Origin of the sequence: Aeromicrobium sp. (assembly GCF_049587115.1) — a bacterium.
Taxonomy (GTDB): Bacteria; Actinomycetota; Actinomycetes; order Propionibacteriales; family Nocardioidaceae; genus Aeromicrobium.
The window spans coordinates 52,155-66,328 of the sequence record NZ_JBAVDI010000072.1; the positions used below are offsets into that span (position 1 = coordinate 52,155).

The window sequence follows — 14,174 nt, forward strand, 5'->3', positions numbered from 1 at the left end:
GAGAACATCATGGCTATGGCAATCAAAGACATGGACGTCGAGCTCTCGGCCGGCGATCTGGTGACCCGATACGTGGAGATGGGCGAGTCCGCCATCCGGCACGCGACGGTCCCGGCCGGCACCGATCTGGGTCCGGTCCTGCAGGGGCTGCCCAATGATCGGTGCCCCAGCCCGCACTGGGGAATCATCCTCGAGGGATCGATCGTCGTGGAGCACGAGGACGGCACCGTCGAGACCGCGCGAGCCGGCGAGGTCTACTACTGGCCGGCCGGGCACACGGCGCACACCGACACGGGTGCGGTGTTCATCGAGGTCGGTCCGGTCGGACCCATGAAGCAGTTCGGTCAGCACGCCCAACAGGCAATGGCCGGAGCATGATCCTCATGCGGGCCGTGTGCGCGGTCCTTCGCGGATACGGCCGGATCGCAGCAATGTGGCGTCGCGAAGAGGTGCCCGCAGTGCGCGGTCGACAGCACGCCACGTCGTGACGCGTCCGCGCCCTGCGGCGAGTGCCTACTTCGAGGCGGTGGCGACGGCCTCGCCGGCAGCCAGACCGAAACCGACCTTGCGGGCGGCATCCGACGTGAAGTCGAGGTAGGCGACCCTGGCCGCCGGAACGGCGACGGTCCGACCCTTGTCGTCGGTCAGGGTGAACACGGCATCGTTCTTGAGCGCGTCGTCGAGCAGCGCGAGCACCGCCGCGGGCTTCTCCTCGGTCGACACTGACAGCTCACGGGGCGCGTGCTGCACGCCGATCTTGACCTCCACGGTCACTCAACTCCTTGGGTGTTGTCATCTTCGTTGCGGGGAAATCCGCCGATACCGCGCCAGGCGAGCCCGGCGACGAGCTGGACGGCTTCGGCACGGGTGAGGGACGAATCCTGCGACAGCCAGTTGCGCGCGCCGACATGGCCCATGCCGACCAGACTCACTGCGAGAAGGTGGGACGCCGCGCCCGGAAGGCCGGTGTCCTCGCGGATGACCTCGGCGATGGCGGCGGCCGACTCCTCGATGACGCGGTCGACCTGCCGGCGGACCGACGGGTCACTGGTGAGATCGGACTCGAAGACCAGGCGGAACGCGGCACCTCGGTCGGCGACGTAGTCGTACCAGAGCTCCATCGTGGCCTGCACGCGCCGCCGATTGTCACTGGTCGAGGCCAGCGCGTTCTTGACGCCGGTGATCACGGTGTCGCACGACGTCTCCAAGAGAGCCAGGTACAGGTCGAGCTTGCCCGGGAAGTGCTGGTAGAGCACCGGCTTTGACACTCCAGCGCGCTCGGCGATCTCGTCCATCGAGGCGGAGTGGTAGCCCTGCTCGACGAACACCTCGAGCGCGACCTCGAGGAGCTGGGCGCGTCTCGCGGTCCGCGGAAGGCGACTCGTGCGCGGACGCAGCGGGATGGCTTCGGTCACGTACTCAACAGTAGTCGGTCGGTCCCGGGATCTGGACGCATGCCGCCGCCATTGCCTGCGCGGGGAACAATGGACGGTGGATCCGGCGTTATGTCGCCATCACCAGATTCACAGAGGAGAACTCGTGGTTGCCCCACTCGTGGAACCCGCCGACGAACTGACCATCGACGAAGTACGTCGCTACAGTCGCCACCTGATCATTCCTGACGTCGGGATGACCGGGCAAAAGCGGCTCAAGAACGCCAAGGTGCTCGTCATCGGCGCCGGCGGCCTCGGCAGTCCGGCTCTGCTCTACCTCGCCGCGGCCGGAGTCGGCACGCTCGGCATCATCGACGACGACGTCGTGGACGAGTCGAACCTGCAGCGGCAGGTCATTCACGGACAGTCCGACATCGACAAGCCCAAGGTGACCTCGGCTGCGGAGTCGGTCGCCGAGATCAATCCGTACGTCACGGTGATCCAGCACCACGTGCGGCTCGATACCGACAACGTCATGGAGATCTTTGCCGGCTACGACCTGATCGTGGACGGCACCGACAACTTCGCGACCCGTTACCTCGTCAACGACGCGGCCGTCCTGCTGGGCAAGCCGTACGTGTGGGGCTCGATCTACCGCTTCGAGGGTCAGGTGTCGGTGTTCTGGGCCACGGAGGGTCCGCAGTACCGCGACCTCTATCCCGAGCCTCCGCCGCCGGGCATGGTCCCGTCCTGCGCCGAGGGTGGCGTGCTGGGTGTGCTGTGTGCCTCGATCGGATCGATCATGGTGACCGAGGCGATCAAGCTGATCACCGGCATCGGCGACCCGCTGATCGGCAGACTGATGGTCTACGACGCGCTGGAGATGCGTTATTCGACGCTCAACATCCGCCGAGACCCGACCGGTGAGCCGATCACCGAGCTGATGAGCGACTACGAGGCGTTCTGCGGCGCGATCAGCGACGAGGCTGCCGACGCGGCGGCTGACTCGACGATCTCGGTCGGCACGCTCGACGGGTGGCTCAAGGAGCGCAACGACGGCGGGCGCGATTTCGTGCTGGTCGACGTGCGAGAGCCAGGGGAGTACGAGATCAATCAGATCCCGGGCTCGATCCTGATACCCAAGGGCGAGTTCCTGAACGGCAAGGCGCTGGAGCAGCTGCCGGACGACAAGCAGATCGTGCTGCACTGCAAGTCAGGCGTACGGTCGGCCGAGGCGCTCGCGGTGCTCAAGGGTGCCGGCTTCGCCGATTCTGTGCACGTCGGCGGTGGCATCGTGGCCTGGGTCAACCAGATCGACCCGAGTCAGCCCTCCTACTGACGCTTCTCCGTGTCGAGTCTGACGTTCTGGTCGGGACACGCCGTGCCCGGACGACCGAAACGACAGGCTCGACGCGTTGACTGGGTGGATGGGTCCTGAGTTCACCGAGCGGGTGCTGGACCTGGTCGACAGCATCCCGCGCGGCCGTGTCCTGTCGTTCGGGATGATCGCGGAAGTCCTGCAGGAGGGTGGGCCGCGTCAGGTCGGCCGGGTGATGGCGCTGGAAGGTGGTGCTGTCGCGTGGTGGCGGGTCGTTCGAGCCGATGGATCCCTGCCGTCCTCACTCATGGTCGGTGCGCAGGAGCACTACGCGATCGAGGGCACCCCGATGCGCGGCAACGGCTGGGCAGTCGACATGACGCGCGCACGGTGGCTGCTTGAGGACTGACTGTCACCCGCGTCTGGTGGGATGGGGACATGCCCGTCGAGTACGTCCTGCGTCCCGCGGCTCCGGACGTCGTCGACGCACCCGAGCTGGATCCCTCCCAGCGCACTGTCGTCGACCACCGAGGTGGACCGCTGCTCGTCCTGGCCGGGCCCGGCACGGGCAAGACCACGACCCTGGTCGAGCTCGTCGTCGATCGAGTGGCGAACGGCGTAGCGCCCGAGGACGTCCTGGTCCTGACGTTCAGCCGCAAGGCCGCCCAGGACGTGCGCCAACGCATCGCGCGCCGGCTGACCGGTGGAGTCGTCCCGGCCATGACGTTCCATTCCTACTGCTACGGGCTGGTGCGGGCCGACTCACAGCCTGAGGAGTTCGCCGATCCGCTGAGGCTGCTGAGCGCGCCTGAGCAGGAGTGGCGAGTTGCCGAGATCCTGTTGGGTGCCACCGAGATGGGCCGGATCGCGTGGCCCGACGAGCTCGCGCCCGCCCTGCGCACGCGCGGCATCGCCCGCGAGATCGCTGACTTCATGTCCAAGGCGAGGGCGCTGGGTCTGGAGCCCGAGTCGTTGCGGCTGCTGGCCACCTCTCGTGACGAACCGGTGTGGAGCAGCCTGGCGACCCTGTGGTCGGAGTACGACCAGGTGCTGTCCCTGGCCCGCGAGGCTGACTACTCCGGGCTCGTCGACGATGCGCTCGGCGTGCTCGTCGAGGCCGCTCAGGGCGACGACCTGGCCCACCGGCAGCCGCGCCTGCTCGTCGTCGACGAATACCAGGACACCGACCCCGCCCAGGTCAATCTGCTGCGCACGCTGGTCGGGCCGCACACCGAGCTCGTCGCGTTCGGCGACCCTGACCAGTCCATCTACGCCTTCCGAGGGGCTGACATTCACGGCGTGTGGGCATTCGCCGACCACTTCGGCACTGGACTTCGGCCGGCAAGCACGTTGTCCCTGCAGCACTGCCGCCGGCTGGGTCCCGAGCTGCTCGCCGCGTCGCGCGAAATCGTCCGACCGATGGGTATTTCGGGGGGGATGGACGTCGAGGAGTTCAATGCGTTCCGTCACCCACTGCCGGCGTCGACGACCGGTCGGATCGAGACGCCGACATTCACCGACACGCGCTCGGAGGCCGAGCACATCGCTCTGCTGCTGGCGCGGGCGCACCTCGATGACGAGGTGGCATACGACCAGATGGCGGTCCTGGTCCGTGGCGTCGCCTCGATCGCTCCGATCGAGCGGGCGCTGCGCGAGGCCGGCGTGCCCGTCGAGGTCGCCGGTGATGAGATTCCACTTGCCCGCCAGGCCGCGGTCCGGGCGTTGTTCCACGCCGCAGCCTGCGCCCAGGCGGTCGCCGAGCAGCGTGCCTTGGTGCCGGAGCAGGCCGAGACCCTCCTGATCGGCCCGCTGGGTCGTCTTGATCCGTCCGAAATGCGGGTCCTGGCGCGGTTGCTGCGCCGTCGCCACGCCGACGACTCCGGCGAGCTGGTCGACTCTCGAGAGCTGCTGGCGCAGTGTCTCGTCGAGCCCGCCCTGCTCTTCGCGATCGAGCCGCACGGTCCACATGGTGGTCTCGTCAGTCGGGTTCAGCGCATCGCCCGGTTGCTCCGCTCCACTGCCGATCTGGTGCTCGCCCACGCGCCCGCAGAGCACGTCCTGTGGTCGCTCTGGGACGGCACGAGTTGGCCACGCCGGCTGGTCGCGGCAGCCGAGAGGGGCGATGCCGAAGCCCACCGCGACCTTGATGCGGCAGTGGCGTTGTTCGACGACGCCGCTCGCGCCGAGGAGCGCGGAGGCCGCGCCGAGATCGGCACCTACCTCGACGCGATCCAAGCCCAGCAGATCCCGTCGGACACCCTGGCCGAGCGTGGCATCCGGGGCCGTGCGGTCCGGCTGATGACGGCGCACCGCTCGAAAGGTCTGGAGTGGGACCTCGTTGTCGTCGCGGGCGTCCAGGACGGCGTGTGGCCGGCGATCCGTCCACCCCACAGCCTGCTGCGCTCAGAGCGACTCGACCCTCGCGGCGACGGGCGACCGCCGACATTCGGCGCACTGCTCGCCGAAGAACGCCGGCTGTTCTACGTCGCGGCGACCCGGGCTCGCTGCCGCCTCGTCGTGACCGCTGTGGCCAGCGCCGCGAGTGATGGCGACCAGCCCTCGCGCTTCCACCAGCAGCTCACGGGCTTCGCGACCACTGCGGCCTCGCCCGTCCCGTTGCCTCGACCACGCCGGGGCGCCACGCTGCGCGGGGCGGTGACCGAGCTGCGGCTCATTGCCGAGGAGGGCGAATCCGGCGAGGAGCGTGACGGAGCAGCGCGCCGGTTGGCGGTGCTCGCGGGCGAGGGGGTCCGCGTCGCCTCACCCGACCACTGGTGGGGACTCGCGGAGATCACCCAGTCGGACGAGCCGGTCCGCCCGCTCGACGAGCCGCTCGCCCTCTCAGGAACGGCTGTCGACGGCCTGACGTCGTGTGCGCTTCGGTGGTTTCTGTCTCGGGAGGCGAAGGGTGAGAGTGGCTCTTCCACGGCCCAGGGATTCGGTCTCGCGGTGCACGTCCTCGCGGCCGAGCTCGTCGACGACCCGTCGATCGATGCCGAGACCCTGGTCGGTCATCTGGATGCGGTGTGGCACCAGCTCGACTTCGACACGACGTGGATCGCTGTGCGTGAGCGGGCCGAGGCCGACGCCGCGGTGCGCAGGCTCGTTCGGTGGCACCGTGATCGTGGGGAGCGCGCGGCTGTGGGTGCCGAGGTCGAGTTCGTCGTGGAGATCCCGGTCGGCGACGACGTCGTTCGTCTGCGCGGCTCGATGGACCGCGTCGAGGTTGACGGAGCGGGCCGGGTGCACGTCGTCGACTTCAAGACCGGCAAGGGCAAGCCGTCGGTTGCCGACCTCCAGGAGCACGCACAGCTTGGCACCTACCAGCTCGCCGTCGCGCACGGAGCGATCCCCGATCACGACGTCAGCGGCGGTGCCGAGCTGGTGCACCTGCGCCAGGAGCTGGCCAAGACCCCTGGGCTCCCGATCGTCCAGCGTCAGTCGTCGCCCGATCCCGATGCACCATTCTTCGCCTACGACCTGCTGGCCCGCTCGACCCGCACGCTGCGTGCCGAGCAGTTCGCCGCGACGCCCAACGACCGGTGCTCGGTGTGCACCTTCCGACGCTCGTGCCCTGCGCAGGACGGGCAGCCCACCGTGACCGAGGACGATCGATGACCCGCCTGATCCACGACGTGACCCACCTGTGCGAGGTGCTCGGCATCGCGTTCAGCCAGGAGCAGATCACAGCAATCACCGCCCCGTGGGACCGGCCCGGCGTGATCGTCGCTGGTGCGGGGTCCGGCAAGACCACGGTCATGGCGGCCCGGGTCGTGTGGCTCGTGGGTCACGAGGGGGTGGCGCCCGGGTCGATCCTGGGCCTGACCTTCACTCGAAAGGCAGCGGCCGAGCTCGGTCGCAAGGTGCGCGACGACCTGCTGACGATGGCCGACACCCCGACGGTGCTCGATCTGCTCGACGCGCGCGGCGAGCCCACGGTCGGCACGTACAACGCGTTTGCCGGCACACTCATAGCCGAGCACGGGCTCCGTCTGGGTCTGGAGACCGACCTGCAGCTGACGTCCGACGCCACCCGGTTCCAGCGCGCCGCGCGGGTCATCCGCCGCTACCGCGAACCGTTGCCACACATCGGCGTCCAGCTCGCCGAGACGATCGTGCGGGTGCTGGCGCTCGACGGCGCGCTGTCGGAGCATCTCGTCTCTCCCCAGCGGCTCCGCGAGCACGACTCCGAGGTGGTGGCGACGATCGACGCGATGGACTCCCCGGTCAAGCCCTTGCTCAAGGCCAGGGCAGCCGCCTTGGAGCGCACCGACCTCAGTCGGCTCGTCGAGGCGTATCGCGACGACAAGCGTTTCGCGGGGGTCATGGACTTCTCCGACCAGATGGCCGGTGGTGCGCGACTCGCGATCGAGCGACCTGAGGTCGGCGAGATGATGCGTGAGAGGTTCGAGGCCGTGATGCTCGACGAATACCAGGACACCTCCGTGGCCCAACGACTGATGCTGCAGGGGCTGTTCGCAGCCGGGCACCCGATCACCGCGGTCGGAGATCCGGCCCAGGCGATCTACGGCTGGCGTGGCGCGTCGGCCGACAACATCGCGCGCTTCCACGAGCACTTCCCGGCGCGTGACGGTTCCTCCGGCGTGACGTACGGGCTGCGGACCAGCCGGCGCTGTCACCCCGACATCCTTGACGTTGCCAATCGCGCCGCGGCTCCCTACTACGACGCGCACCCCGAGCTCGCGCCACTGGTCGCCCCAGAACGAGAGCCCGAGCGCCCGGCCGAGATCACCGCTGCGCTGTTCGACACCATCAGTGGCGAGTCCGCGGCACTCGTCGACGATGTCGTGGCAGCCCGGGAGCGCGGTCCGGGGGAGTCGGTGGCAATCTTGGTGCGCACACGCAGTGAGATGCCTGCGCTGACGGCCGAATTGCGAGGGCGGGGCGTCGATGCCGAGGTCGTCGGCCTTGCGGGGTTGCTGACGCTCCCGCACGTCAGTGACGTCGTGAGCCTGTTGGAGGTCGTTTCCGACGCGACCGCGAACGCGGCGCTGCTGCGTCTGCTGACGGGGGTCAGGTGGCGCATCGGTGCACGGGACCTCGCACTTCTCGGACGCCGCGCTTCGTCGCTCGCTCGCGGGCTGTCCGCCCCCGGCCACGATTCGCTGGATGGGCGCCTGAGCGACGCGGTCAGCGGGTCGGACCCGACCGAGATCGTGTCGCTTTCGGACGCACTCGATGATCCCGGTGAGCTGCCCTACTCGGCTGCCGCGCGCGAACGGTTCGCCGAGGTGGCTGAGATCGTGAGGTCCGTGCGTCGCGGCTTGGGCGGCGCAGTCTCCGACGTCGTCCAGCTTGCCGTCCGTCGACTCGACCTCGACGTCGAGACCGCCCTGCTCGGAACCGGCGCAGCGGCCGACCTTGCCTCGCTGGTCGACGTCGCGGCGGGGTTCTCGACCGTGGGCGATGTCGACACGTTGCCGGGTTTCGTGGCCTACCTGCGCGCCGAGGAAGAGTTCGGCAACGGACTGGAGGTGCCCGACCGGGCCCGAGACGGCGCAGTCCAGATCTTGACGATCCACACCGCCAAGGGCCTGGAGTGGGACCGGGTTTTCGTCCCGTACGTCGTCGGTGGGTCTTTCCCGAGCTCGCAGGGACGCGACCGCTGGACCTCCAACGCCAAGGGCTTCCCTTATCCGCTGCGCGGGGACGCTGACGTGCTCCCGCGACTCGCCGAGTGGAGCAGCAAGGGCCTGACCGCCCTGACCAGCGATTACGTCGAGGAGGCACTTTCTGAGGAGGTCCGGCTCGCCTACGTGGCCTTCACCCGGGCGCGCTCGGCGTTGCACGTGAGCGGCCACCGGTGGGGTCGCTCCCAGAAGACCCCGCGCCCAGTCTCTGACTACCTGGAGGCGGCGGCCGAGAGCTGTCGTGCCCAGTCACGACCCGTCAACCGCTGGTCGGCCGAGCCTGCGCCCGACGATCTCAATCCCGAGCTGCAGGTCAGCTCGACGAGCTGGCCGCCCGCCCGGGCCGTCATGCCGCGCCGCGAACGGGCCGCTGAGCTGGTCCGACACCACACCACGGATCTCGCGTCCACCGTCGCCCCACGCGACGAGTCCGAGCGGCTCGCGTCGATCGACCGCGAGCTGCAGGCATTGCGGGCTCGAGAATCCAGCGCGGACGGGCCCGTGGAGGTGAGCGTTCCCGCGTCGTTGTCGGCGACCGCGACGATGGCGCTCCTGGACGACCCGCAGGAGTTCGCACGTTCCCTCGTCCGGCCATTGCCTCGTCAGCCCTCTGCCGCCGCACGGCTCGGCACCCGGTTCCACGCCTGGGTCGAGACGCATTTCGGCCAGCAGCCATTGCTCGACCCATCCGAGCTCCCGGGCCGAGCCGACTCCGGACTCGCGACCGATGCAGAGCTGGCCGATGTCGTCCAGCGGTTCTTGTCGGGGCCCTACGCCGACGCGGCAGCCTCGGCGATCGAGGCACCGTTTTCGGTGCTGCTTGGCGGCCAACAGGTCATCGGGCGTATCGATGCGGTGTTCGAGACACGTCTGCCGGACGGTTCGACGGGGTATGAGGTCGTCGACTGGAAGACCAACCAGCACGCCACTGCCGATCCGCTGCAGCTGGCGATCTACCGGCTCGCGTGGGCGGAGCACCAGGGCATCGACCCGGCGCGTGTCACCGGCGTTTTCTACTACGTACGTCTGGGTGAGGTGCAACGCTACGACGATCTTCCCGGCCGCGCCGAGCTCGAGCGGAGGCTCGGACTAGCGTAGTGGTGTGGACTACGCCTTCAACCGGACCCAGCACGATCGCGCTGCGCATCTACGCGGGGACGATGCCTGGCGGCGGGACCCCGACGTGCGCGTCATGGTCATCGGCGGCGAGCACGTCGCCACGATCGACGGGCAGGCCATCCGATGGATCACGATGGATCAGGCGCCCGAAGGCGAATGGATCTTCCTCGGTATCCGGGACGGTGTGGGTCACGCCGCGGTGATCGTCGATCGGGTCGCCCGCGACCTCGAGCCGGTCAGCCTGCGGCTGCTCGGACCGACCATCGCGGCGGGGGAAGCCTCGCTGGGGGTGCATGCGGTCGGAATCGCGCGCTGGCACGAGAGACACCGGTTCTGCGCCACGTGCGGGGAACCAACTGACATCGCTGATGCGGGCCACGTGCGAGTGTGCCCGAGCTGCGGCGCACACCATTTCCCGCGCACCGATCCCGCTGTCATCATGCTGATCACTGATGGTGAAGACCGCGCTCTGCTTGGCCGTCAGCCGGCGTGGCCCGAGGGCCGGTTCTCGACTCTCGCGGGCTTCGTCGAGCCGGGGGAGTCGCTTGACGACGCGGTGCGCCGTGAGGTCATGGAGGAGGTGGGGGTCGCGGTCGGCGACGTGACCTACGCGGGCAGCCAGCCCTGGCCGTTCCCGTCCAGCCTGATGCTGGGCTTCTTCGGCCAGGCGCTGACGACTGACATCACGGTCGACACGTACGAGATTGCCGAGGCGCGTTGGTTCACTCGCGACGAGGTCACCGAGATGACGTCGTCCTCTCAGCTCCTCCTGCCGCCCAACGTCTCGATCTCCCGTTGGCTCCTGCAGACCTGGCACGGCGGAACCATCCACGGCATGTGGGCCTAACCCCCCACGAACACACCTCTGCTGAGGGGTCACTTTCCGTCCAGTCACGGGTCACAAATTGCGTGCCAGCGGGACAGTAGCTGACCCGTCAACACACAAAAAGTGACCCGTCAGCGGGGCGGGGCGGGGGGGGGGTTAGGAGGCGAGCTGGGTCTTGATCTGCGCCAGTGACGGGTTGGTCAGCGCTGTGCCGTCGGCGAAGATGAGCGTGGGGACAGTCTGGTTGCCGCCGTTGGCCTGTTCGACTAGGAAGGCGCCATCGGGCACCTGCTCGATGTCCACCTCGTCGAATGAGATGCCCTCCCGCTTGAGCTGCCCCTTCAGACGGTGGCAGTAGCCACACCACGGGGTGGAGTACATCGTGAACGTGCCCGACATTGAGTGTCTCCTTCGACGACTAGTGTTGGTCATCTCAACACCAGCACCGCTGTTCCCATTCCACGACGACCCTGAGGAGCCCGTGTGGCCGACGCCGACGACCTGTTGACGGGACTCGATCCCGAGCAGCGTGAGGTGGCTCAGGCGTTGCGCGGACCGGTCAGTGTCGTGGCGGGGGCCGGCACCGGCAAGACCCGGGCGATCACCCACCGCATGGCGTACGGGGTCGCGACGGGGGTCTACAAGCCGACGGAGGTGCTGGCGGTCACCTTCACCACACGCGCTGCGGGCGAGATGCGGACCCGGCTGCGACAGCTCGGCGCAGACGGCGTTCAGGCCCGCACCTTCCACTCCGCCGCCCTGCGACAGGCTCGCTACTTCTGGCCGCAGGTGTACGGCGGAGAGTTCCCCGAGGTGACGTCCTCGAAGTTCGGACTGGTCGCCGAGGCGGCCAAGAGGCTCGGCATCCGCACCGACACTCCGCTGCTGCGCGATCTGTCCTCGGAGATCGAGTGGGCCAAGGTCTCCAACATCCGCCCGTCGGCGTACGTCGATGCCGCCGGGCCGGCGCGGCGTGAGGTCGCCGATCTCGATCATGCGACCGTCGCCACGGTGATGACGGCCTACGAGGACGTCAAGCGCGACCGGGGCCGCATCGACATGGAGGACATCCTGCTCATCACGGCGGCGATCCTCGCCGATGACGAGCGCATCGCCGCCCAGGTGCGCCAGCAGTATCGCTGGTTCGTGGTCGACGAGTTCCAGGACGTCAACCCCCTGCAGTCAACCCTGCTCGAGCTTTGGCTTGGTGGGCGCAGCGACATCTGCGTCGTTGGCGATCCGCGCCAGACGATCTACTCGTTCGCCGGAGCCTCCCCGCAGATCCTCACCTCGTTCGCGCGGCGCCACGAGGGTGCCCAGCGCATCGAGCTGGCCCGCAACTACCGCTCGACCCCACAGATCGTGGCGGCAGCCAATGCGGTCTTCAGCCGCGTCGATGGCGCCGACGGCGTGCGCCTGCAGTCCCAGCAGGAGCCGGGCGACCCGGTCACCTACATTGGTTTTCCCGACGAGCAGGCCGAGGCCAGCGCCGTCGCGAGCGAGATCGCGCTGCTGCATCGCCGCGGCGTCTCCTACAAGGAGATGGCGATCCTGTTCCGCATCAACGCCCAGTCGGAGGCTTTCGAGGAGGCCCTGGGCGAGCACGGGGTTCCTTACGTCCTGCGGGGCGTCGAGGGCTTCTTTCGCCGCGCTGAGGTGCGCCAGGCGGTCGCGTTGCTCCGCGGCGCCGCGCGTGGTGGTGAAGGCGGCGGTCAGCTGATCGAGGAGGTGCGAGCGATCCTGTCCGCGATGGGTCACACCGACGAGCCGCCGACCGGCGCTGGGGCGGTCCGGGACCGGTGGGAGTCCCTGCACGCGATCGTCTCGATGGCTGCCGAGCTGGCCGGTTCCGATGATGCTGCCGATCTCACCGCGCTGGTCGCGGACCTGGACCGGCGGGCTGATCAGGCCCACGCACCGGCGGCCGACGGTGTCACGCTCGCGACGCTGCACTCGGCCAAGGGCCTGGAGTGGGACGCGGTCTTCTGCGTCGGGATGCACGAAGGCATGATGCCCAGCGTCCACGCCGACACCCCCGAGGCGGTCGACGAAGAGCGCCGACTGTTCTACGTCGGTCTGACTCGCGCTCGACACGACTTGATGATCTCGTGGGCTGTGACCCGCAACCGTGGCGGCCGGGGCAGTCGTCGGCCGACGCGGTTCCTCGACTCGCTGCTGCCAGCCGACCACGCCGCCCGCCAGACCGCCCGGCAGCCGCGGGAGCGCAAGGTCGCCAAGTGCCGGGTCTGCAACACCGTGCTCGCCGTTGCAGATCGCAAGCGCGGCCGCTGCGAGGACTGTCCGGCCACCTACGACGAGGATCTCTACGAGCTGTTGCGGGCCTGGCGCACGGAGCAGGCCACCGAGCAGGGCAAGCCTGCCTACGTGATCTTCACCGATGCGACGTTGCAGTCGATCGCCGAGACCAAGCCGTCCGACCCGGACGCACTGGCTCGGGTGCCCGGGATCGGACCGGCCAAGCTCGACAAGTACGCCGAATCCCTTCTGGCGCTCGTACGCGGCTAGGACGCCACCCCGACAGGTGCGGCTTCCATGTCGCCGGTCCGCCGGAGCTTCTGCCATTTGAGTCGGATGCCGTACACCGCGCTGGCAACCGACTGGATGACCACGAGGTACATCATCTGGCGGTAGACCAGCTGCTGCAGGACGAGCGTCCAAAGCGGAGCCAGCTTCTCCCCGTCAAGGACGAAGGCGTAGGCGGCGCTGAGGTACTGCATCGCAAGGAATGCAAGCCAGACCCAGACGATCTGCATCGACGAACCGAAGGCGAGCGCATAGATCGCAGCGACGTCGATCGCAGGTGCGAGCAGGGGTAGGACAACCTGGAACGCGAGGAGATAAGGCAGACCCCGGCGCCCGAGCTTGCCTGAAGCGCCGCTCTCCACCGCCGCGTGCCGGTGCTTCCACATCGACTGCATCGTGCCGTAGCACCAGCGGTATCGCTGCCGCCAGAGCTGGCCGAGCGTGCTGGGGGCCTCGGTCCACGCGCGGGCGTCGGGCGCATAGACGACCCGCCAGCCCCCACGGCAGATGGCCATCGTCAGATCGGTGTCCTCGGCCAAGGTGTCACTACTGACACCACCGACGGCGTCGAGGGTTTCGCGTCGGAACGCGCCGATGGCCCCCGGCACCGTCGGCATGCATTGAAGGACGTCGAACATACGTCGGTCGAGGTTGAATCCGATGACGTACTCGATGTGTTGCCAGCTCCCCAACAGGCCGCGTCGGTTGCCGACTTTGGTGTTACCGGAAACTGCGCCGACTGCCGGGTCCGATAGCGGCGCCACCAGCGCGCGCATCGCGTCTGGCTCGAAGACAGTGTCACCGTCGACCAACACCAAGATCTCGCCGCGCGCGGCCGCGATGCCGGTGTTGAGCGCGGTTGGTTTCCCGCCGTTTGCCTGCCGGATGAGTCGAACTCCGGGCATTTCAAGATTGTCGACGACTGACGCTGTGGCGTCGGTAGACCCGTCGTCAACCACGATGATCTCGAGGTCCGGGTAGTCGCTGGCTGCGAGCGACCTGACCGCCGAGGCGATTCCCAGCTCCTCGTTGTAGGCGGGGACAACGACAGTGACCGATGGTAGGTGGTGCGCTGTGTCGGGCGAACGTCGACGTGTAGTCATGTCGTGTCGTCGGGCAAACATCACGAGGAGCGCGGTACGAAGCACGGCAAGGACGGCCAGGCCGAGGAATGCGATCCTCAGTCCGTCGGCTATCACGCCGGAGAGCCGCACGACACCCATCGTGATCCACCCCCCGACGCGCTCGCCGGTCGTGGCTCGCTGCCACGGCGACGGAAGCCCGACGGAATCGGTGATGGTGTCGAATGTGTAGCCATCTGCACGCAACCCGGTGATCAGGTC

Annotated in this window: 11 protein-coding genes; 7 read left to right on the top strand and 4 right to left on the bottom strand. The window is 68.4% G+C overall.

From position 1 onward, the window contains the following. The first annotated feature begins 15 nt into the window (after positions 1–15). Positions 16–378: a hypothetical protein gene (locus WB461_RS07530; RefSeq protein ID WP_423852110.1), complete on the top strand. Its 363-nt coding sequence runs from the start codon at positions 16–18 to the stop codon at positions 376–378. Positions 379–513: 135 nt separating this feature from the next. Here the strand turns inward: WB461_RS07530 and WB461_RS07535 are convergent, their stop codons facing one another. Beyond that, entirely contained in the window at positions 514–774 is a 261-nt protein-coding gene (locus WB461_RS07535; RefSeq protein WP_423852111.1) for a DUF3107 domain-containing protein, read from the bottom strand. Then, complete coding sequence (locus tag WB461_RS07540; protein ID WP_423852112.1) at positions 771–1,415, bottom strand: TetR/AcrR family transcriptional regulator; 645 nt, start codon at positions 1,413–1,415, stop codon at positions 771–773. The genes WB461_RS07535 and WB461_RS07540 overlap by 4 nt, the downstream gene beginning before the upstream one ends. Before the next feature lie 124 nt (positions 1,416–1,539). Here WB461_RS07540 and moeZ point away from each other — a divergent pair, with 124 nt between their 5' ends. The 5 genes from moeZ (at position 1,540) to nudC (ending at position 10,308) form a co-directional block, all read left to right on the top strand. After that, the gene (moeZ, locus tag WB461_RS07545; RefSeq protein ID WP_423852113.1) at positions 1,540–2,712 is read left to right on the top strand and encodes an adenylyltransferase/sulfurtransferase MoeZ; all 1,173 of its coding nucleotides are present in this window, start codon (positions 1,540–1,542) and stop codon (positions 2,710–2,712) included. An 88-nt stretch (positions 2,713–2,800) separates the two neighbouring features. Next, on the top strand, positions 2,801–3,100 hold the full coding sequence (locus WB461_RS07550; RefSeq protein ID WP_423852114.1) for an MGMT family protein: 300 nt from the start codon (positions 2,801–2,803) through the stop codon (positions 3,098–3,100). Positions 3,101–3,129: 29 nt separating this feature from the next. Further along, the gene (locus tag WB461_RS07555; protein WP_423852115.1) at positions 3,130–6,309 is read left to right on the top strand and encodes an ATP-dependent helicase; all 3,180 of its coding nucleotides are present in this window, start codon (positions 3,130–3,132) and stop codon (positions 6,307–6,309) included. Next, entirely contained in the window at positions 6,306–9,440 is a 3,135-nt protein-coding gene (locus WB461_RS07560; protein ID WP_423852116.1) for a UvrD-helicase domain-containing protein, read from the top strand. The genes WB461_RS07555 and WB461_RS07560 overlap by 4 nt, the downstream gene beginning before the upstream one ends. 4 nt (positions 9,441–9,444) lie before the next feature. Further along, positions 9,445–10,308 (top strand): NAD(+) diphosphatase, encoded by an 864-nt coding sequence (nudC, locus tag WB461_RS07565; RefSeq protein WP_423852117.1) that lies wholly within the window; start codon positions 9,445–9,447, stop codon positions 10,306–10,308. Positions 10,309–10,443: 135 nt separating this feature from the next. On the opposite strand, the gene WB461_RS07570 is transcribed toward nudC, so the two are convergent. Then, positions 10,444–10,686, bottom strand: coding sequence for a mycoredoxin (locus tag WB461_RS07570; protein WP_423852118.1), 243 nt, complete (start codon positions 10,684–10,686; stop codon positions 10,444–10,446). 84 nt (positions 10,687–10,770) lie between these two features. Between WB461_RS07570 and WB461_RS07575 the strand changes: the two genes are divergently transcribed. Then, entirely contained in the window at positions 10,771–12,813 is a 2,043-nt protein-coding gene (locus tag WB461_RS07575) for an ATP-dependent DNA helicase UvrD2 (protein ID WP_423852119.1), read from the top strand. Here WB461_RS07575 and WB461_RS07580 read toward each other — a convergent pair. Then, positions 12,810–14,174 (bottom strand): glycosyltransferase (locus tag WB461_RS07580; protein ID WP_423852120.1); only part of this gene is annotated, 1,365 nt, incomplete at its 5' end. The two genes, WB461_RS07575 and WB461_RS07580, sit on opposite strands and share 4 nt — an antisense overlap.

Excerpts from the sequence above, each read along its gene's own strand:
- WB461_RS07570 (WP_423852118.1), bottom strand. The coding sequence starts at position 10,686 with ATGTCGGGCACGTTCACGATGTACTCCACCCCGTGGTGTGGCTACTGC.
- WB461_RS07555 (WP_423852115.1), top strand. The coding sequence starts at position 3,130 with ATGCCCGTCGAGTACGTCCTGCGTCCCGCGGCTCCGGACGTCGTCGAC.
- WB461_RS07550 (WP_423852114.1), top strand. The coding sequence starts at position 2,801 with ATGGGTCCTGAGTTCACCGAGCGGGTGCTGGACCTGGTCGACAGCATC.
- WB461_RS07560 (WP_423852116.1), top strand. The coding sequence starts at position 6,306 with ATGACCCGCCTGATCCACGACGTGACCCACCTGTGCGAGGTGCTCGGC.
- WB461_RS07530 (WP_423852110.1), top strand. The coding sequence starts at position 16 with ATGGCAATCAAAGACATGGACGTCGAGCTCTCGGCCGGCGATCTGGTG.